The following is a 20280-nucleotide window of genomic DNA, read 5'->3' on the forward strand; positions in this document are numbered from 1 at the left end:
ATTGCCTCAATTCGTTGAAATGGGTTTGATGGAAGATTCGATTACAGTGGCATCGAACAGATCGATCGCCTCGCGGACGAATTCGTCCTGCTCAAGCGATGCCACCGCTTGTTCCTGGCGCTCCTGCCGCCGTCGCTGCGCGGTGACGGCCGGCGTGTCCCCCGCGACCTCGTCGAGGTCGATACGGAGCGAAAGGGGACGACCGAAATACTCGGACAAGGCTTGCTGCAGCTTGTCCTGCGCCGGTTTGATCTGCAGGTGCCGATGCGCCGGCGACAGACAGAGCACGATCCGCGTTTCCTCGACGCTCTGCAGCAAGCAATGCTGTCCGAGTTCGCGCGCCATGCCGCTCACCCCCAGCGCCGGCAGGATATCATGCCAGTCGCCTGAAACCTGCTTCGGCGCCGATGTCTTCTGCGCCACGGGAACGACCGCTGGCGGCACGTCCTGCGCTTCCGCAATTTCGGCAGCCGCCGCTGGCGCACGCTGCGCAAAGTCCGGCGCCTCACTCATGCTTTTGGTCGTCGGCACCCCCGCCTCCGGATTGGCGACCGGTGCCGCAGCCGCGACGACCGGCGCTCTTGCCGGCGCCGGACGCGCCGTCGGCGGCGCTGCCGGCCGTGCCGCGGGCGGCGGCGATACGTCGCCGTCATTGGCCGGACGGAAGGTATGGAGTCGCAACAGGGTCATGATGAACCCCGCCTGCTCGTCCGGTGCCAGCGGCAGTTCCTTGCGCCCATGCACGGCGATCTGATATCCCAACTGGATGAACTCCGGATCGAACTGCCCGGCCAGCGCCAACAATCGCTCGCGCTCCGGCAACTCGTCGGCGATCGCCTGCGGCGCCAACTGGGCGATCTGGAGGCGCGTGAATAACGCCGCCAGTTCCTGCAGCGCCTCGTCGAACGACAGACTGCGGGTCGCCATCGCGTCGGCCACCTGCAGCATTCCGCTGACATCATCGGCAAGCAGGGCGTCGAGAATCGAATACAGGTAGTCGAGATCGACGGTACCGAGCATGTCGCGCACCTGGTCCTCGTCGACCTTGCCGGCGCCATGGGCGATGGCCTGGTCGAGCAGCGACAAGGCGTCGCGCATGCTGCCCGAGGCCGACCGCGCCAGCAGGTTCAGCGCCGCCGCGTCGGCGGTAATGCCCTCGACATCGAGAATGTGGCGAAGATGACCGGAAATCAGCGGCGGCGTCATCTGCTTGAGGTTGAACTGCAGACAGCGCGACAACACCGTCACCGGAATCTTTTGCGGATCGGTCGTCGCCAGGATGAATTTGACATGCTCTGGCGGCTCTTCCAGCGTCTTCAGCATGGCGTTGAAGGCCGAGTTGGAGAGCATATGGACTTCATCGATCACATAGACCTTGAAGCGGCCACGGGTCGGCGCATAGACGGCATTTTCGAGCAACTGCCGCATTTCATCGACTTTGGTGTTGGTTGCCGCATCGACTTCGAGCAGATCGACGAAACGGCCGGAATCGATTTCGGTGCAGGCCGAACAGACACCGCAGGGCGTCGCCGTCACACCCGTCTCGCAATTGAGCGACTTGGCGAGGATACGTGCCAGCGTCGTCTTGCCGACCCCGCGCGTGCCGGTGAACAGGTACGCGTGGTGCAGTCGCTGATCGCTCAACGCATGCGTCAGGGCGCGCACGACGTGCTCCTGCCCGACGAGACTTTCAAAGGATTTCGGCCGCCATTTGCGCGCCAGGACTTGATAGCTCATAGCCGGATTTTACTCTGGATTCGCCCCCGAACGCTGCCGGTCACTGCAGGCATTCCTGTGCCGCGACGACACCGCTGGCCTTGAGCGGCACGCCGAAGGCGCGCATGCCCATTTCGCAGCCGCTCAAGGCTGCCAGCAGGGTCAGTGCATTGCAGTCGCCGAGATGGCCGATACGGAAGACGCGGCCCTTGACCTTGCCGAGCCCGGTCCCCAGGGACAGGTTGTAGCGTTCGAGAATCAAGCGGCGCAGTCCATCGGCATCGTAGGCTTCGGGCAGCAGGACCGCCGTCGATACCGGCGAAACCTGTGACGGATCGAGACAGAGATTCTCCAGCCCCCAGGCATCGATCGCCGCCCGGCAGGCGGCGCCCAGGCGCTGATGACGCGCCAGGACATTGTCCAGTCCTTCGCCGAGGATCATGTCGATGGCTTCGTGCAGGCCGTAGAGCAGATTGGTCGCCGGCGTCGTCGGCCAATAGCCGTTGCGGTTCATGTCGAGATACTCGTCCCAGGCCCAGAAAGCCTTGGGCAGGCGCGCCAGCCGCGACGCCTCGAGCGCCTTCGGCGAAATGGCGTTGAAGCCGAGTCCGGGCGGCAGCATCAACCCCTTTTGCGAGCCGGCGACGGTGACGTCGACGCCCCAATCGTCATGGCGGTATTCGGCCGAGCCAAGCCCGGAAACGGCATCGACCATCAGCAGCGCCGGATGTCCGGCCGCGTCGATGGCCCGGCGCACGGCGGCGATGTCCGAAACGACGCCGGTGGAGGTCTCGTTATGCACGACGCAGACCGCCTTGATGCGATGCTGCGTATCCTCGCGCAGACGTGCCGCGATCCGCTCGGGATCGACGCCGCGACGCCAACCCTCGATACCGGGGAAACTGATGAATTCGGTCTGCAGGCCAAGCCGGTCGGCGAGCTTGCGCCACAGCGAGGCGAAATGCCCGGTCTCGTACATCAGAACGAGATCGCCGGGCGACAAGGTATTGACCAGCGCGGCTTCCCACGCCCCCGTCCCCGACGCCGGATAAATGACAACCGGATGCTGCGTGCGGAAGATCTGCTTGATGCCCTCGAGTACCTTGAGCCCCAATTGCCCGAACTCGGGGCCGCGATGATCGATCGTCTGAAAACTGATCGCGCGCAGAATCCGCGCCGGCACCGGACTCGGTCCCGGAATATGCAGAAAGTGCTGACCGGACGGGTGGGAATCTAGCCTAAGCATCGTTCATCCTCTCTGTGCGTTTTTATGACTCCGCGATCCGCACCGCGGAACGAAGGACGAAGACTATACCGTGTTTCGACGCGATCGTTACAGCGCAACGCGCATCGGATCACTGCCGCGGACATGAAAAGGCCCGGAAACCTGTTCCGGGCCAAGCTTCTGCGGCACGACGGCTGCCGCTCGGTAAATCAGACGGTGTGCGTCATATGCGGATAGACATAGGACTCGCAGATCGTCGGCGTTCCCAGCAATTCGTCAATCTGCGTCTGCACGGCAATCCGGGCTTCGCTCGCAAGCCAATCGAGCCAGCTCTTTTCACTGTCCCAGATGCTGATGACGACATACTCTTCCGGCTTGGCCGAGTTATGCAGGGTCTCTCCGGAAATGTAGCCTTCCTGCCCGGAAGCGCCAATACGCAACTGCGTGACCAGTGCCAGCAATTCCTTTTCCTTGCCGGCAGGAACTGTCCGTTTAAGAATTACCTTGAACATCATGAACCTCCTTTCGTCCAGATGACCTTCGCCCCTAGACCCATCCCGTACTTTCAGCGTAGGAGATAAATCCGGGGAATCAAGCCTTCCGAAAGAAGGTTCTGCGTCAGCCCTCCGAGCGCTGGGCCCGCCGACGTTCATGCTCGGACAGGAACTGCTTGCGGATGCGAATATTCTTGGGCGTGATCTCGACCAGTTCGTCGTCGTCGATGAACTCGACCGCGCTTTCGAGCGTCAGTTGCACCGGCGGCGTCAGACGCACGGCCTCGTCGGTACCGGACGCCCGCACGTTGGTCAGCTGCTTGCCCTTGATCGGATTGACGACGAGATCGTTCTCGCGCGAATGGATGCCAATGACCATGCCTTCATACAGCCGGTCGTTCGGCACCACGAACATGCGACCACGATCCTGCAGCTTCCACAAGGCATAGGCGACGGCTTCACCGTGTTCGGCCGAAATCAGCACGCCGTTGCGACGTCCGGGAATGTCACCCTTGATCGGCGCATAGTCGTCGAAGACGTGGCTCATCAGACCGGTACCGCGCGTCAGGTTCATGAATTCGCCCTGGAAGCCGATCAGGCCGCGCGCCGGCACGCGGTATTCGAGACGCACGCGACCGCGACCATCCGACACCATGTCGACGAGATCGCCCTTGCGATAACCGAGCGCTTCCATGACACCGCCCTGATGCGCTTCCTCGACATCCAGCGTCAGCATTTCATACGGCTCGCACTGCTCGCCGTCGATCGTCTTGAAGATCACCTTGGGACGTCCGACCGCCAGTTCATAGCCTTCGCGCCGCATCGTTTCGAGCAAGATGGTCAGGTGCAGTTCGCCGCGTCCCGACACCAGGAAGGAATCGGTTTCGTTGGTATCCTCGACGCGCAGGGCCATGTTCGTCAGCAGTTCCTTCTGCAGGCGCTCGCGGATCTGGCGGCTGGTGACGAACTTGCCTTCGGTCCCGGCATACGGCGAATCGTTGACCATGAAGGTCATGTTCAGCGTCGGCTCGTCGATCTTGAGCATCGGCAGGGCTTCCGGCGCGGCCGGATCGGTAATCGTGCAACCGATCGACAGTTCGTCGATGCCGGTCACCAGCACGATGTCGCCTGCCACCGCCTCGGCCATCGGCGTGCGCTCGATACCGCGGAAGCCAAACACCTGATTGACCTTGGCGGTCTTCGGCGTCCCATGCGCGAAATTGCCATCGGCATCGGGCTGGCCGTACATCACGGTAACCTGCTGCGCCGGCTTCAACTTGCCGCGCTGAATGCGGCCGATACCGATGCGGCCGACATAGGACGAATAATCGAGCGCCGCGATCTGCAGTTGCAGCGCGCCCTCGATGTCGTCAGCCTCGGGCGGCGGCACGTATCTCAGGATCTCGTCGAACATCGGACGCATGTCGGTACCGGGATTCTTGAGATCGGTCATCGCGTAGCCGTTGATTGCCGACGCGTAGATCACCGGAAAATCGAGCTGTTCGTCGGTCGCGCCGAGTTTATCGAAGAGATCGAAAGTATGGTCGACCACCCAGTCCGGGCGGGCGCCGTCGCGGTCGATTTTGTTGACCACGACGATCGGCTTGAGACCCAGCGCCAGCGCCTTCTTGGTGACGAAGCGCGTCTGCGGCATCGGCCCTTCGACCGCATCGACGAGCAGGAGCACGCCATCGACCATGCCCAGCACGCGCTCGACCTCGCCGCCGAAGTCGGCGTGTCCCGGCGTATCGACGATGTTGATATGCACACCCTCATAATCGACGGCCAGGTTCTTGGCCAGAATCGTGATCCCGCGCTCGCGCTCCAGATCGTTGGAATCCATGACGCGCTCGGCAACATGCTGGTGGGCAGCGAAGGTGCCAGCCTGCTGCAGCAGCTTGTCGACGAGCGTGGTCTTGCCGTGATCGACGTGGGCGATAATGGCGATATTGCGGACGGAACGGGACATGAGGGCCTAACTCGTTGAAAAAGGCGGCAATTCTACCACAAGCCAAGCATCACCGCCCGGCATGATCGCATTATCGCGCCGTGGCGCGACCGAAACCCTTGACGCAGCGCCAGCAAGCACGGGGATATCTCCTATAATGACGCCGTGCATCCGCAAAGGATCTGACCGATGAACCCGAGCAAATCGCTGCGCACCCTTGCGCTTGCCCTGCTGGCAGGCCTGGCCGCACCCTCGGGGCACGCCGAAGACAAAGTCATCAGCTGGGCGACCAACCCGAAATATCCGCCCTATGACTGGAGCATCAACGGCACACAGTACGAGGGCGCCTGCACCCACCTCCTCGAACTCGTCATTCCAAAGGAATACACCCTGCGCCCTGTCCTGGTCCCCTGGGCAAGAGCACAGAAAATGGCCGAGGAAGGCAGCATCGATCTGCTCGTCAATCTGCGGGTCACACCGGAGCGCTCGACCTGGCTGGAGTTCTCGAAGAATCCCACTTTCAGCAACCCGATCGCCATCTTCATGCGGAGGGATCAGAGCATTACCTTCAAGTCGTGGAACGAACTCAAACCGCTGACCGGCGGCGTCACCATCGGCGACGCTTTCGGCAACGGCTTCGACGAATTCCTCAAAGCCAATCTGAAGGTCGAGCCGACGGCCAGCCCTTTCAACAATTTCCGCAAACTCGACAGCGGACGCATCGACTACTTCGTCACCGGCTACTACATGGGCATGGCAATGCTGAGCAGCGCCCAAATCAAGGATCACATCGTCGCGCTACGCCCCTTCGTTTCCGACCAAGCGATCCATCTCGGATTCAGCAAGCGCTCGCCCTATCGGACACTGCTCCCCGAAATCGACCGGAAACTCGCACAACTGACCGCCGACGGCACCCTCGCCAAGATTCTCAACGACCACCTGCTTGAAGCTTCCCGGATTCCGATTTCGGTATTTTCAGAGTAGCTTCGCCGTCGCTCGGCCCCTGCCCAAGACGAGGACTCAGCGCCCGCGCCGCACCGCCGGCCCCGGCCGTTTGCCACTCGGCGCCTTGCCACTCGGCGCCTTGCCACTCGGCGCGCGATCGACCTTCTTGCCCGCCGCGCCCGATCCGGTTTCGCGGACGGCGCCGAAACGCAGCCCGGTGCCCGCCGGCTGGAAGTTCGGCACCAGATGTTTCTTGCCGTTGCCGATCAGGTCGGCCCGACCCATCTGCTTGAGCACCTCGCGCAGGAGCGGCCAGTTCTCCGGATCGTGATAGCGCAGGAAAGCCTTGTGCAGGCGCCGCTGGCGCGCGCCGCGCACGGTGCCGACCAGCGGCCCGTTACGCGTCACCTTCTTGAGCGGATTGCGCTCGCTGTGATACATCGCCGACGCGATCGCCATCGGCGTCGGCAGGAAAGTCTGCACCTGGTCGAGACGGAAATCGTTGCGTTTCAACCACAGCGCGAGATTGACCATATCCTCGTCGCGCGTACCCGGATGCGCGGCGATGAAATACGGGATCAGGTACTGTTCCTTGCCCGCCTCCTTCGAGAACTGGTCGAACAGGCGCTTGAAGGTGTCATAGGTGCCGATGCCCGGCTTCATCATGTGCGCCAGCGGCCCCGGCTCGGTATGCTCCGGCGCGATCTTGAGATAACCACCGACGTGATGCGTCACGAGTTCGCGGATATACGCCGGCGAGCGTACCGCCAGGTCGTAACGCAGCCCCGAACCGATGAGGATGCGCTTGATGCCCTTGAGCGCCCGCGCCTTTCGATACAGCTCGATCAGCGGCGCGTGATCGGTACCGAGATTCTCGCAGATGTCCGGATAGACACAGGACAGACGCCGGCAAGCCGCCTGGATACGATCGTCGCGACAAGCCAGCCGGTACATGTTGGCGGTCGGTCCGCCGAGATCGGATATGACACCGGTAAATCCCGGCGTCTCGTCGCGGATCTCCTCGATCTCTTGCAACACCGATTCTTCGGAACGACTCTGGATGACCCGGCCCTCGTGCTCGGTGATCGAGCAGAAGGTGCAACCACCGAAGCAGCCACGCATGATGTTGACCGAAAAACGGATCATTTCGTAGGCCGGAATCTTCGCCTCGCCATACGACGGGTGCGGCCGGCGCTGGTACGGCAGGCCATAGACGCCGTCCATCTCGGCGGTCGACAGCGGCAAGGGCGGCGGGTTGAGCCAGACATCCCGGCCGCCGTGCGCCTGCACGAGCGCCCGCGCGTTATTCGGATTCGATTCGAGGTGGAAGGTGCGCGAGGCATGCGCGTACAGCACCGGATCGTCCTTGACCTGTTCGTACGAAGGCAGACGCACCGCCGTGTGCGAACGATCGGCGCGAGCGCGACTGGCCGGCGGATGAAAGCGCACCGCCGCCGTAGTGGCTGCAGCGGGCGCCGGCGCCGCCGCATCGGCCTCGCCATACGGATTGGGATGCCGCATCAACGGCCCCGGCATATCGACGTCGGAGGCGTCGATCTCGACCCATTCGTCATCAGGGCGCCACCCCGGCGGCACCATGAAGGCCGAACCGCGCAAATCGCGGATCTGCGCGATCGGCTCGCCGGCGGCCAGTCGATGCGCCAGCGCGACGATGGCGCGCTCGGCGTTCCCGAACAGCAGCAGATCGGCCTTGGCGTCCGGTAGCACCGAGCGCCGCACCGTATCCGACCAGTAATCGTAATGGGCAATGCGTCGCAGGCTGGCTTCGATCGAGCCGATGACGACATTGACATTGGGGAAAGCCTCGCGACAACGCTGCGCGTAGGCCACTACCGCACGGTCGGGCCGCTTGTCGGACGCACCATCCGGCGTATAGGCGTCGTCGGAGCGGATCTTGCGGTCGGAGGTGTAGCGATTGACCATCGAATCCATGTTGCCGGCCGACACACCGAAAAACAGGTTGGGCCGGCCGAGCGCCCGGAAAGCCTCGGCCGAACGCCAGTCCGGCTGCGCGATGATGCCGACACGGAAGCCCTGCGCCTCGAGCAGGCGCCCGATCAGCGCCATGCTGAAACTCGGATGGTCGACGTAGGCATCGCCGGAAATGATGATGATGTCGCACGAATCCCAGCCGAGCGCATCCATCTCCTCGCGCGACATCGGCAGGAACGGCGCGGTGCCGAAGCGTTTCGCCCAGTACTTGCGGTAAGAAAACAGGGGCTTGGGTGCGTCCATCGGCAACTCAATCGACAAAATAATGGCAGGGGGACGGATTGTAGCGCCTCGCCGCCGGCGACACTACATGGCAGGATACGACGGCCCGTCGCCGCCCTCCGGCGGCGTCCACTCGATATTCTGCGAGGGGTCCTTGATATCGCAGGTCTTGCAGTGCAGGCAATTCTGCGCGTTGATCTGCAAAACGGCACGCCCGTCGGCCTCGTGCCGGATTTCATAGACACCCGCCGGGCAGTAGCGCTGCTCGGGCGCGTCATATTCGGCCAGGTTGACCCGGATCGGCAATTCAGGATCCTTGAGTCGCAGATGGCAGGGCTGCTGCGCGTCGTGGCGGATGTTCGACAGGAAGACCGAGGAGGCACGATCGAAGCTCAAGACACCGTCCGGCTTCGGATAGACGATGGCCGCACTATCCGACGCCTTGTCGAGCCGAAGATGATCGGCCGGGCATGGCGACAGTGTCCACGGCGCCGACGCGCCGAACAGCTTCTGTTCGATGCCGAACAGGGCGCCGCCAACAAACAGGCCCTTGTCCAGCCAGGATTTGAAGTTACGTACCCCCCAAAGCTCGCGGTACAGCCAGCTGTCGCAGACCGCCTGCGGATACTCGACCAAGACATCGTTGTGACGGCCTGCCTGCACCGCCGTCACGACTGCCTCGGCCGCCAACATGCCGGACTTCATCGCCGTATGCGAGCCTTTGCTGCGCGCTGGGTTGAGGAAACCGGCCTCGTCGCCGACCAGCACACCACCAGGAAAGGCCAGCGCCGGCAAAGCGCCAATCCCGCCGGAAACGACCGAGGCGGCGCCGAAGGCTACGCGCCGGCCGCCGGCGAGCACGCCGCGGAGGGCCGGATGCGTCTTGAAGCGCTGGAATTCCTCGAAAGGCGACAGATACGGATTGCGATAGCCGAGCCCGACCACCAACCCGACGGCAACACGCCCGCCCGACTGGTGATAGACGAAGCCACCGCCGTAGGTATCGGCGCGCAGCGGCCAGCCGCAGGTATGAACGACACGCCCCGGATGCGATTGCGCTGCCGGCACTTCCCACAACTCCTTGATGCCAAGGCCATAGGTCTGCGGCGCCACGCCGTCACGCAGGCGATACTGCGCCATCAGACGCTTGCCGAGCGGACCGCGGCAACCCTCGGCGAAGATCGTGTAACGGCCACGCACCTCGATCCCCGGCTGGAAATTCGGCCCGGCGCTGCCGTCTGCCTGCCGGCCGGCATCGCCAGTGATGACACCAGCAACGGCGCCGTCGGCATCGAAGAGCACATCGATGGCGGCAAAGCCCGGAAAAATCTCGACGCCCTGCGCCTCGGCCTGCTGCGCCAACCAGCGGCACACCTCGCCGAGCGAAACGACGAACCCGCCGTCATGATGAAAACACTGCGGCAACAGCGCCGTCGGCAGGCAGAGACTGCGCGATGCGCCGAGCCAGAGAAAATGCGCGTCGGCAACGGGGGCATCGAACGGCGCACCGGCGTGCCGCCATTCCGGCAACAACTCGTCGAGCGCACGCGGATCCATGACCGCTCCGGACAGGACGTGCGCACCGATCTCGGCCGCCTTCTCGAGGACGCATACCGACAGATCGAGCGCCTGAGCCTGCGCCAGTTGCCGGAGACGAATCGCCGCCGCCAGCCCGGCCGGGCCGCCGCCAACGACGACCACGTCGAACTCGATCGATTCTCGCGTCATGATTGTCCCGTCCCTGCGACGCTTGCCGTTTATCCGAGCGCGGCGACCAGCGCCGGCACCGCTTCGAACAGATCGGCGACGAGGCCGTAGTCGGCCACCTTGAAAATCGGCGCCTCGGGATCCTTGTTGATGGCGACGATGATTTTGGCATCCTTGATGCCAGCCAAGTGCTGAATGGCGCCAGAGATGCCGACGGCAACGTAGAGATCCGGCGCGATGATTTTTCCGGTCTGGCCGATCTGCAAGTCGGGAGCGGCATAGCCGGCACTCACTGCCCCATAACTCGCGCCGAGCGCGGCACCGAGCTTGTCGGCCAGCGGCGTCAATAGGCGATTGAAATCATCGCAGCTACCGACCCCGCGCCCACCGGCGACGACGACGCGGGCAAGACCGAGCTCGGCGCGCCCGGCATCGCGCCGATCGCGGCGCAACACTTCGACGAGACCCAGATCGGGCGACGCGGCGATCTCCAGGACAGTGCCATTGCCGCCCTCCTCGACCGCCGAAAACGCCGCCGCGCGGATACTCAGCACCTTCTTCGCGTTAGCGTTGCGCACCGTCGCCAGCGCGTTGCCGGCATACACCGGGCGCACGAAGGTGTCGGCGGAAAGAATGCGGCAGACGTCGGAAACCTGCTCGACATCGAGCAGCGCCGCAATCCGCGGCAACAGGTTCTTGCCAAAGGCCGACGCCGATGTCAGGACATGCGAATACGGCCCGGCTTGCGCCGCGACCAAGGCCGCGAGATTCTCGGCCGTCTGCGCCGCATAATGCGCGGCCTCTGCCAGCAACACCGAGCGCACGCCAGCCAGGGCTGTTGCCGAGACAGCGACGTCGCGGCAATCGCAGCCGGCCACCAGCACATCGACATCCAGACCGAGTTGTTGCGCGGCGAAGACCGCATGCCGCGTCGCCGGAAACAAACGCCGATGATCGTGCTCGGCAATGACAAGAACGCTCACGCTGCCCTCTCCTTACAAGACCTTGGCCGCGCGAAGCCGATCGACGAGATCGGTAACGCTCTCGACGCGTACGCCGGCGCGCCGTACCGGCGGCTCGGCCCATTCGATTGTCATCACCCCGACAGACGGCTCGCCGCCCAGTTCGCCCGGCGCAACGACGCGCAGCGGCTTCTTGCGCGCCTTCATGATGTTGGGAAGCGTCGCATAGCGCGGTTCGTTGAGTCCGAGCTCAGTCGTCACGACGGCCGGCATCGGGAGGCGTAGCGCTTCCCGACCGTCATCGAGATCGCGCGTGACACAGACGCGGCCATCGACGATATCGAGCGCCGACGCGAACGTCGCCTGTGGCCACCCAAGCAGTGCGGCGAGCATCTGCCCGGTCTGGTTGGCGTCATCGTCGACCGCTTGCTTGCCGCAGATGACGAGATCGGGCTTTTCCTCGGCGCAGACGGCCTTGAGCAATTTGGCGACGGCCAGCGGTGACAATTCGTTCGCGGTCTCGACCAGGATGCCGCGATCGGCACCAATTGCCATGGCGGTGCGCAGTACCTCCTGAGACGCAGGAACACCGCAGGAAACCGCGACGACCTCGGCCGCCACCCCCGCTTCACGGAAACGGACAGCGGCTTCGACGGCGATTTCATCGAACGGATTCATGCTCATACGCACGCCGCTGGCATCGATACCCGACGCATCGGGCTTGACCCGCACGGCGACACACGGATCCACCACACGTTTGACAGGCACGAGAATTTTCACCAACAATCCTTACGTTCGAACGGCCAGCCGCAAGTCTAGTGTTTTTCCGCGCACAGGCCAAATACGGAGGCATCGAACGCCCGTAAGAAATACGCCATTGGCATCACGCGCAAAGAAACCATGAAAGAAAAAGCCCCGCAGTTCGCTTGAACTGCGGGGCTTTGTCTGGGGCGATGTACCGGGATCGAACCGGTGACACTCGGAATCACAATCCGATGCTCTACCAACTGAGCTAACACCGCCATTGTTCTGGCGCGCCCGGCGAGACTCGAACTCACAACCCCCGGCTTAGAAGGCCGGTGCTCTATCCGGTTGAGCTACGGGCGCGAGGCACGCATCTCTCGGAGTTTCGCTTCCTGCTGGCAACGCTTTGCTGCTTAATTCTGGTCGGGGCGGTGGGATTCGAACTCACGACCCTCTGCTCCCAAAGCAGATGCGCTACCAGGCTGCGCTACGCCCCGAAGAAGCGCGCATTCTACAGAGACTGACCGGTCAGGTCAATCGTCATTTCATCAAATTTGAATTGCGCAACACCCAGCCCAAAAAGTAGGAAATAGTTGGAGACAGAATTTGCGCCAAAGACTATTCTTCGCATATGGGCGCGCGACAACACAGGCGCTTGCGGCGCTCGAAAAATTCTGATATTAAGTCGCCTTTTTGCAAAAAATAGAGGATGGTCTCAGACATGCCTGAAGATATGCTCCATAAACAATTTGCTCCCTACGTTCCGAAGAAGGGCGAGGAATACATGAGCACTCGGCAACTGGCTCATTTCCGCACCATCCTTGAAGCGCTCAAGACGGAACTGATGAACGACATCGAGCGTACCGTCCACACGATGCAGGACGAAGCAACAGTCTTTGCCGACCCGAACGACCGCGCCAGCCAGGAAACCGATATTGCCATCGAACTGCGCAACCGCGACCGCGAACGCAAGCTGATCAAGAAAATCGAGGAAACGATCGGGACGATCGACAGCGGCGATTATGGCTACTGCAGCAGCTGCGGCGTCGAGATCGGCATCAAGCGCCTCGAAGCGCGTCCGACGGCCTCGCTCTGCATCGATTGCAAGACGCTCGAGGAAGTCCGCGAAAAGCAAGTCGCCAAGTAATATCGCGCGGAACGAGGGGAGCGCTCCGCCGACACAGCCCGTCGAGTTCAGCATCCGGGCAAAAAAAAAAAGGACGCCGCATGGCGTCCTTTTTCATTACCTGATACTTACTGCGGTGCGGCAGGCGTTTCAACCACCGGAGCCGGCGCCGGCGCCGGAGCCATGCCACCCTCTTCAACCGTCACCGCCTTCATCGACAGACGGACACGACCCTTCTCATCGGCTTCGAGCACTTTGACGCGCACTTTCTGGCCTTCCTTGAGGTAGTCGGACACGGCATTGACGCGCTCGTTGGCGATCTGCGAAATGTGCAGCAGACCGTCGCGACCCGGCAGGATGCTGACGATGGCGCCGAAGTCGAGCAGCTTGAGCACGGTGCCCTCATAGACCTTGCCAACCTCGACGTCGGCGGTAATCGCCTCGATACGGGCCTTGGCGGCATTCGCGGCATCGCCGTTGACCGACGCGATGGTGATCGTGCCGTCTTCCTTGATGTCGATCGTCGTACCGGTTTCCTCGGTGATGGCGCGGATGACCGCACCGCCCTTGCCGATCACGTCGCGGATCTTCTCCGGATTGATCTTCATCGTGTAGAGACGCGGCGCGTAGTTCGACACGTCCTGACGCGGCGCGGCAACGGCACCCTGCATCTGCGCAAGGATGTGCATGCGGGCTTCCTTGGCTTGCGCCAGCGCCACTTGCATGATTTCCTTGGTGATGCCCTGGATCTTGATATCCATCTGCAGCGCCGTCACACCCGAATCGGTACCGGCCACCTTGAAGTCCATGTCGCCCAGGTGATCTTCATCACCGAGGATGTCGGTCAGCACGGCGAAACGGTTGCCTTCCTTGATCAGGCCCATCGCGATGCCAGCGACATGCGCCTTGAGCGGCACGCCCGCATCCATCAGCGCCAGCGTCGAACCGCAGACCGACGCCATCGAGCTCGAACCGTTCGACTCGGTGATTTCCGAGACGACGCGCATCGTGTAGGAGAAGTCCTCAGCCTTCGGCAGCACCGCGATCATCGCGCGCTTGGCCAGGCGGCCGTGACCAATTTCACGACGCTTCGGCGAACCGACGCGACCGCATTCGCCGGTAGCGTACGGCGGGAAGTTGTAGTGCAGCATGAAGCGATCGCGCGACTCGCCTGCGAGCGAATCGATGATCTGCTCGTCGCGGCCCGTGCCCAGCGTCGCCACCACCAGCGCCTGCGTTTCGCCACGCGTAAACAGGGCCGAACCGTGCGTACGCGGCAGCACGCCGGTACGGATCGCGATCGGGCGAACGGTGCGCGTGTCGCGACCGTCGATACGCGGTTCGCCGGCCAGGATGCGGCCGCGGACGATACGCGATTCCAGATCGAAGAAGAGGTTGCCGATCGTCGTCGCATCCGGCGCACCTTCACCCGCGGTCAGCGTTTCGACAGCCTTGGCGGCGATTTCATTGACGCGGTGCGTGCGTTGCTGCTTGCTGGTGATGCGATAAGCATCTTGCAGATCGCTTTCGACGAGCGCGGCGAGCTTGGCCACGAGTTCCTCGTTCTTCGCCGCGGGCGCCCAGACCCACTCGGGCTTGCCGGCTTCATCGACGAATTCGTTGATGGCGCTGATAACGCTCTGCAGTTGCTCATGACCGAACACCACGGCGCCGAGCATGACGTCTTCGGGCAGGACATCGGCTTCCGACTCGACCATCAACACCGCTGCCTGCGTACCGGCGACGACGAGGTCGAGACGGCTGGTTTGCAGTTGCGTGCGCGTCGGGTTGACCACGTACTGGCCGTCGACATAACCGACGCGCGCAGCGCCGATTGGGCCGTTGAACGGGATGCCGGAAACGGCCAGCGCCGCCGAGGCGCCGATCATCGCCGGGATGTCCGCATCGATCTCGGGATCGAGCGAAACAACCATCGCAACGACTTGGACTTCATTGTAGAAACCGTCCGGGAAGAGCGGACGCAGCGGACGGTCGATCAGACGCGAGGTCAGCGTCTCCTTCTCCGAAGGACGGCCTTCGCGCTTGAAGAAACCGCCGGGAATGCGGCCGGCGGCATAGGTCTTCTCGATGTAATCAACGGTCAGCGGGAAGAAATCCTGACCGGGCTTGACCGACTTGGCGCCGACCACGCTCACCAGAACGACGGTGTCGCCCATCGACACCATGACAGCCGCGCCGGCCTGCCGGGCGATCTCACCGGTTTCAAGCGTCACCTGGTGTGCCCCGTAGGTGAACGTCTTCTTGGCGATATTGAACATGTTTTCCTCTCTCAATGGTTTCGCATACCCACGACACCGGCATGCAATGCAACGTGCCTAAATGGCAAAAAACTCCAATACGACAACAGCGGCACAACCCGCCCGGGCTGGCCGCTGTCTTTCATTCGACTATCTGCACACGAACCGCATCGCGGTCTGGCAGACAGATTACTTACGCAGACCGAGACGCTGGATCAGCGTACGATACGAATCAACATCGGTACGCTTCAGGTAGTCCAGCAGGGTGCGGCGACGGCTGACCATGCGCAGCAGACCACGACGCGAGTGGTGATCCTTGACGTGTTCCTTGAAGTGACCCGTGAGGTCATTGATGCGCGCCGTCAGCAGTGCGACCTGAACTTCGGCCGAGCCAGTGTCAGCGGCGTCGCGCTGATAATCCTTCATGATCTGCGCTCTTTGCGCAACGGTAATCGCCATGTCAAACTCTCTTTCTGAGAAAACGACGCCGCCCCGGTTTGATAGAGCCGGACGCCTGGTTGATGAAAATAAAATCGCTTGGCGAAGCGAGCCGCGGATTATAGCGCAGCGGACGCCCGCCGGCAAGAAACCCCTCGGCCGTTCGGGACTTGTCAGGCCGAGACAAGACGACGCGGCGCCAGTCGGCCGTCATCGCCAAGATCGCCGACGCCAAGCAGTACCGTATCGGCATACACCCGGCACTTGCCGACCGCCCTGTTGTTGTCGCCGACGCCGACCTCGACGGGATTGCCATGCGTGAAGCGACGCGCCAGACCTTCCGGCAGCATGATTTTCGGCAGCGACTGCAGCAAGGCATCCGGCGACTGCAGCATGGCAGCACGGACCTCTTCAGCCAACGCCTCGATCTGTTCGAGTGTTACCGCCATCGTCACATCAAGATCGCCGACGCCGATGCGGCGCAAGGCGACAAGATGCGCGCCGCAATCGAGACGCTCGCCGACATCCTCGGCCAGCGTGCGGATATAGGTGCCCTTGCTGCAGCGAACACGGACGCGGCAGCGCTCGCCACTCCATGACAATAGCGTCAATTCGTGAATCGTCACGGCACGCGGCGCGCGCTCGACTTCGACGCCCTGCCGGGCAAGTTCGTACAAGGGCCGCCCGTCGCGTTTCAATGCCGAATACATCGGCGGGACCTGCAGGATCGGACCGCGGAACGCTGCCAGCGCGGTCACCAGATCGGCGGCCGAGAACGTCACCGGGCGGCGTTTGACGACGACGCCATCGGCATCGCCGGTATCGGTCGTCGCACCGAACAGCACATCGGCTTCATAGGTCTTGTCGGCATCGAGCAGATCGGCCGAGAACTTGGTCGCCTCACCGAAGCACAGCGGCAGCAAGCCGGTGGCCATCGGATCGAGCGTGCCGGTATGCCCGGCCTTGGCAGCGGAAAACAGGCGACGCGCTTTCTGCAGCGCCGCATTCGAGGTCATGCCTTGCGGCTTGTCGAGCAGCAGCACACCATCGACGCGCCGCCAGACTTTCCGGGGCGCCTGCGCTGCCACCGTCAATTCAGCGCTCGCCCGAACCGGCGCCGTCAGCAGCTTCGCTCTCGTCGCCACCGGACACCGAGACCGCCTGCTGGATCAAACGGGTCAGATCGGCGCCGCGTTCGAGCGACTGATCGAAGACGAAGTGCAGTTGCGGCGTCGTGTGGATGCGGATGCGCTTGCCCAATTCGCGGCGCAGAAAACCCGAGGCTTTTTGCAGACCTTCGAGCACGCCGTCAACCGACGCACTGCCGGACAAGGTGCTGAAAAACACCTTGGCATGAGCATAATCGGGCGTCACCTGCACTTCGGTGACACTGACCATGCCGACGCGCGGATCCTTGACCTCGGCCCGGATCAGCTCCGCCAGTTCGCGGCGGATCTGTTCCGATACCCGGTCCTTGCGGGAAAAGCTCTTGTTGCCTGCCACTTAGAGCGTCCTGGCCACTTCGGTGACGTCGAACACCTCGAGTTGGTCGCCCGACTCGTAATTGGTGTAGTTCTTGAGCGACAGACCGCATTCGAAGCCGGCGCGCACTTCCTTGACGTCGTCCTTGAAACGCTTGAGCGACTCGAACTCGCCTTCCCAGATGACGACGTTGTCGCGCAGCAGACGGGCCCGCGAAGTCCGCTTGACGACGCCTTCGAGCACGTAGCAACCGGCGATCGTGCCGATCTTGCTGGCACGGAACACCTGCCGGATCTCGACGAGACCGGTGACATCCTCGCGCTTCTCGGGCGAAAGCATGCCGGACAAAGCCGACTTCACATCATCGACAGCGTCGTAAATGATGTTGTAGTAACGGATCTGGACGCCCGCACTTTCGGCCGCCTTGCGCGCACCGGCATCGGCACGGGTGTTGAAGCCGATGATGACGGCCTTAGACGCCTGCGCCAGATGCACGTCGGATTCGCTGATCGCGCCGACCGCAGCGTGAATGACATTGACCTTGACCTCGTCGGTCGACAACTTCTGCAGCGAATGCACCAGCGCTTCCTGCGAACCCTGGACGTCGGCCTTGATGATCAACGCCAGCGACTTGACTTCGGCTTCGCCCATCTGTTCGAGCAGGTTCTCCAGGTTCGCCGCCTGCTTGTTGGCGAGCTTCACATCGCGGAACTTGCCCTGACGGAACAGCGCGATTTCACGAGCCTTGCGTTCGTCATTGAGCACCACGGCTTCCTGACCGGCCGTCGGCACGTCCGACAGACCGAGGATTTCGACCGGGATCGACGGACCGGCTTCCTTGATCGAGCCGCCATTCTCGTCGAGCATGGCGCGGATACGACCGAACACTTGCCCTGCCAGCAGCACGTCGCCCTGGCGCAGCGTGCCGGATTGCACCAGCATCGTCGCCACCGGACCACGCCCCTTGTCGAGCCGCGCTTCGATGATCAGACCCTTGGCCGGCGTTTCCTTCGGCGCCGTCAATTCGAGAACTTCAGCCTGCAGCAGGACGTTTTCGAGCAGCTCGTCGATGCCCTGGCCGGTCTTGGCCGACACCGAGATGAACGGCGATTCGCCGCCATACTCCTCGGGCACCACCTGCTCGGCGACGAGTTCCTGCTTGACACGATCCGGATTGGCTTCCGGCTTGTCGATCTTGTTCACCGCGACAACGATTGGCACTCCTGCCGCCTTGGCGTGGTGGATGGCCTCGCGCGTCTGCGGCATGACGCCATCATCGGCAGCGACAACCAGGATGACGATATCGGTGGCCTTGGCGCCGCGGGCACGCATTGCCGTAAAGGCCTCGTGACCCGGGGTGTCGAGGAAGGTGACCATGCCGCGCGCCGTTTCGACGTGGTAGGCACCGATGTGCTGCGTGATGCCACCGGCTTCACCGGATGCCACACGCGTACGACGGATGTAGTCGAGCAGCGAGGTCTTGCCGTGGTCGACGTGGCCCATCACGGTCACCACCGGCGCACGCGGCAGTTGCTCCGCATCCTTGTGTTCCGAATCGTCGATGAAGGCATCGGGATCGTCAAGCTTGGCAGCAAAGGCGCGGTGTCCCATTTCCTCGACGACGATCATCGCCGTTTCCTGGTCGAGCACCTGGTTGATGGTGACCATCGAACCCATCTTCATCAGCGTCTTGATGACTTCGGTCGCCTTGATCGCCATCTTGTGCGCCAGATCGGACACGGAGATGGTTTCGGGCACATGCACGTCGCGCACGACCGCCTCGGTCGGCTGCTGGAAGCCATGCGACTCATCGGCCTCGTGCGAGCGCCCGGAGCGCTTGCCCTGCCGTCCGTCGCGCCAGCCGGAACCACCGGTCGGCGCAGCACCGCCGCGCGTCTTGAGACCCGGACGCTTGGCGCCGCCCTCATCCTTCCAGGTCCCCTTCTTCTCGCCCGGACCCTTCTTGTCGGTTTTCTTGTCTGCCACGCCGGCTTTTCCGGCCGGCTTGTGCAAGGTCTTGTCCTCGGCAGGACGGTCCGATGCCGTCTTCGCCGCGACCTGCTTGGCAGCTTCCGCAGCCTTCGCCGCCACAGCCTTGGCCTCGGCCTCCTGCTTCAGGCGAACGAGTTCAGCCGCACGCTGCTGCTTCTCGAGGAATTCGGCTTCCTGGCGCGCGCGCAGTTCCGCCTTGCGCCGTTCTTCCTCGGCGCGCAGACGCTGTTGCTCCTCGCCGATAATCGACGCACGCGAAACCACTTTCTTGACAGCCACCTTGGTCTCGCCAACCGGTTTCGTTTCCGGCGCTTTTTTCGCATCGCCGGCATGCTTGGCGGCATGACGCTGCGGCGCAGGACGACCGTCCTCAGCTTTTCTCGCCTCCGGCGCCTTCTCGGTTTTCCTGGCAGGCGCGGCTTCCACGACGACAGGCTTCTCGACCGGCACTTCAGCCACCGGTTCGACCGGCGCTGGCGCCTCGACCACGGGCTCGACCGCTTTTTCGACGACCGACTCGACCTTCGGCGTTTCGACCACAACTTCCTTCGGCGCCTCAACCTCCACCGCCTCGGCGACGACGGGCGCAACCGGCACGACCTCGACGGGTGTCGGCGAAATCTCGACGACGACTTCCGGCTTGATTTCCTCGACCGGCGCCGACGCGGCTTCGACAGGCGTAGCAGCCTTGATTTCGGGAATATCGCGCTTGACGAGGATGCGCTTCTTGCGCACTTCGACCTGCACCGTCCGCGATTTACCCTGCGCATCCTGCGATCGGATCTCCGACGTTTCTTTGCGTGTCAGGGTAATTTTCGTCTTCGCTTCGACCGCGCCATGCGAACGCCGCAGGTAGTCGAGCAAACGGGTCTTGTCCTGTTCGGTCAGCAGGTCGTCGGTCTTGGTCTTGACCACACCCGCCTTCTGCAATTGCTCCAGCAGGACGACTGCTGGCATCTTTAGGCTATCGGCAAATTGGGCAACGCTTGTTTGCGCCATAGAATCCTC

The 20280-nt window shown here is 62.8% G+C and carries 15 protein-coding genes and 3 tRNA genes; 2 read left to right on the plus strand and 16 right to left on the minus strand.

Annotated features, from left to right (window positions below):
• Positions 1-6: 6 nt before the first annotated feature.
• The 4 genes from dnaX to typA all read right to left on the minus strand — a co-directional run bounded on the left by dnaX (position 7) and on the right by typA (position 5404).
• On the minus strand, positions 7-1737 hold the full coding sequence (gene dnaX / locus BLR25_RS04290; protein WP_091934154.1) for a DNA polymerase III subunit gamma/tau: 1731 nt from the start codon (positions 1735-1737) through the stop codon (positions 7-9).
• A gap of 40 nt (positions 1738-1777) precedes the next feature.
• A complete protein-coding gene (locus tag BLR25_RS04295) occupies positions 1778-2962 on the minus strand; it encodes a pyridoxal-phosphate-dependent aminotransferase family protein (protein ID WP_091934157.1) in 1185 nt (394 codons plus the stop codon).
• 188 nt (positions 2963-3150) lie between these two features.
• The gene (locus BLR25_RS04300) at positions 3151-3456 is read right to left on the minus strand and encodes an antibiotic biosynthesis monooxygenase family protein (protein WP_176785744.1); all 306 of its coding nucleotides are present in this window, start codon (positions 3454-3456) and stop codon (positions 3151-3153) included.
• 103 nt (positions 3457-3559) lie between these two features.
• Positions 3560-5404, minus strand: a complete 1845-nt coding sequence (gene typA, locus BLR25_RS04305) for a translational GTPase TypA (protein ID WP_091934163.1) — start codon at positions 5402-5404, stop codon at positions 3560-3562.
• A 168-nt stretch (positions 5405-5572) separates the two neighbouring features.
• Between typA and BLR25_RS04310 the strand changes: the two genes are divergently transcribed.
• Positions 5573-6367, plus strand: a complete 795-nt coding sequence (locus BLR25_RS04310; protein ID WP_091934166.1) for a substrate-binding periplasmic protein — start codon at positions 5573-5575, stop codon at positions 6365-6367.
• Between the two features lie 36 nt (positions 6368-6403).
• Here the strand turns inward: BLR25_RS04310 and BLR25_RS04315 are convergent, their stop codons facing one another.
• From BLR25_RS04315 to BLR25_RS04345, 7 genes are all read right to left on the minus strand, one after another.
• On the minus strand, positions 6404-8509 hold the full coding sequence (locus BLR25_RS04315) for a YgiQ family radical SAM protein (RefSeq protein ID WP_218122635.1): 2106 nt from the start codon (positions 8507-8509) through the stop codon (positions 6404-6406).
• Positions 8510-8647: 138 nt separating this feature from the next.
• Complete coding sequence (locus BLR25_RS04320; protein ID WP_091934173.1) at positions 8648-10291, minus strand: electron transfer flavoprotein-ubiquinone oxidoreductase; 1644 nt, start codon at positions 10289-10291, stop codon at positions 8648-8650.
• Positions 10292-10320: 29 nt separating this feature from the next.
• Positions 10321-11253, minus strand: coding sequence for an electron transfer flavoprotein subunit alpha/FixB family protein (locus BLR25_RS04325; protein ID WP_091934175.1), 933 nt, complete (start codon positions 11251-11253; stop codon positions 10321-10323).
• 12 nt (positions 11254-11265) lie between these two features.
• A complete protein-coding gene (locus tag BLR25_RS04330; RefSeq protein WP_091934178.1) occupies positions 11266-12012 on the minus strand; it encodes an electron transfer flavoprotein subunit beta/FixA family protein in 747 nt (248 codons plus the stop codon).
• Between the two features lie 166 nt (positions 12013-12178).
• A tRNA-His gene (locus BLR25_RS04335) sits at positions 12179-12254 on the minus strand.
• 8 nt (positions 12255-12262) lie between these two features.
• A tRNA-Arg gene (locus tag BLR25_RS04340) sits at positions 12263-12339 on the minus strand.
• A 57-nt stretch (positions 12340-12396) separates the two neighbouring features.
• Positions 12397-12473: transfer RNA gene (locus BLR25_RS04345), tRNA-Pro, on the minus strand.
• Between the two features lie 224 nt (positions 12474-12697).
• Between BLR25_RS04345 and dksA the strand changes: the two genes are divergently transcribed.
• On the plus strand, positions 12698-13123 hold the full coding sequence (dksA, locus tag BLR25_RS04350; protein ID WP_091934181.1) for an RNA polymerase-binding protein DksA: 426 nt from the start codon (positions 12698-12700) through the stop codon (positions 13121-13123).
• 107 nt (positions 13124-13230) lie between these two features.
• On the opposite strand, the gene pnp is transcribed toward dksA, so the two are convergent.
• The 5 genes from pnp to infB all read right to left on the minus strand — a co-directional run bounded on the left by pnp (position 13231) and on the right by infB (position 20271).
• Positions 13231-15381, minus strand: coding sequence for a polyribonucleotide nucleotidyltransferase (pnp, locus tag BLR25_RS04355; protein ID WP_091934184.1), 2151 nt, complete (start codon positions 15379-15381; stop codon positions 13231-13233).
• Positions 15382-15549: 168 nt separating this feature from the next.
• Positions 15550-15819 (minus strand): 30S ribosomal protein S15, encoded by a 270-nt coding sequence (rpsO, locus tag BLR25_RS04360; RefSeq protein ID WP_091934187.1) that lies wholly within the window; start codon positions 15817-15819, stop codon positions 15550-15552.
• A gap of 152 nt (positions 15820-15971) precedes the next feature.
• On the minus strand, positions 15972-16886 hold the full coding sequence (gene truB / locus BLR25_RS04365; RefSeq protein ID WP_281245561.1) for a tRNA pseudouridine(55) synthase TruB: 915 nt from the start codon (positions 16884-16886) through the stop codon (positions 15972-15974).
• A gap of 7 nt (positions 16887-16893) precedes the next feature.
• Entirely contained in the window at positions 16894-17301 is a 408-nt protein-coding gene (gene rbfA, locus BLR25_RS04370; RefSeq protein ID WP_091934192.1) for a 30S ribosome-binding factor RbfA, read from the minus strand.
• Complete coding sequence (gene infB / locus BLR25_RS04375) at positions 17302-20271, minus strand: translation initiation factor IF-2 (RefSeq protein WP_091934195.1); 2970 nt, start codon at positions 20269-20271, stop codon at positions 17302-17304.
• Positions 20272-20280: the final 9 nt, after the last annotated feature.

Source organism: Propionivibrio dicarboxylicus (assembly GCF_900099695.1).
In the GTDB taxonomy this organism is placed as follows: domain Bacteria; phylum Pseudomonadota; class Gammaproteobacteria; order Burkholderiales; family Rhodocyclaceae; genus Propionivibrio; species Propionivibrio dicarboxylicus.

What these genes read in the sequence shown, in the direction of transcription:
- typA (WP_091934163.1), bottom strand. Translation starts at nt 5,404, where the DNA reads ATGTCCCGTTCCGTCCGCAATATCGCCATTATCGCCCACGTCGATCAC.
- infB (WP_091934195.1), bottom strand. Translation starts at nt 20,271, where the DNA reads ATGGCGCAAACAAGCGTTGCCCAATTTGCCGATAGCCTAAAGATGCCA.
- BLR25_RS04295 (WP_091934157.1), bottom strand. Translation starts at nt 2,962, where the DNA reads ATGCTTAGGCTAGATTCCCACCCGTCCGGTCAGCACTTTCTGCATATT.
- dksA (WP_091934181.1), top strand. Translation starts at nt 12,698, where the DNA reads ATGCCTGAAGATATGCTCCATAAACAATTTGCTCCCTACGTTCCGAAG.
- dnaX (WP_091934154.1), bottom strand. Translation starts at nt 1,737, where the DNA reads ATGAGCTATCAAGTCCTGGCGCGCAAATGGCGGCCGAAATCCTTTGAA.
- BLR25_RS04315 (WP_218122635.1), bottom strand. Translation starts at nt 8,509, where the DNA reads ATGTCGCGCGAGGAGATGGATGCGCTCGGCTGGGATTCGTGCGACATC.
- BLR25_RS04320 (WP_091934173.1), bottom strand. Translation starts at nt 10,291, where the DNA reads ATGACGCGAGAATCGATCGAGTTCGACGTGGTCGTCGTTGGCGGCGGC.
- pnp (WP_091934184.1), bottom strand. Translation starts at nt 15,381, where the DNA reads ATGTTCAATATCGCCAAGAAGACGTTCACCTACGGGGCACACCAGGTG.
- BLR25_RS04310 (WP_091934166.1), top strand. Translation starts at nt 5,573, where the DNA reads ATGAACCCGAGCAAATCGCTGCGCACCCTTGCGCTTGCCCTGCTGGCA.
- BLR25_RS04300 (WP_176785744.1), bottom strand. Translation starts at nt 3,456, where the DNA reads ATGATGTTCAAGGTAATTCTTAAACGGACAGTTCCTGCCGGCAAGGAA.
- rpsO (WP_091934187.1), bottom strand. Translation starts at nt 15,819, where the DNA reads ATGGCGATTACCGTTGCGCAAAGAGCGCAGATCATGAAGGATTATCAG.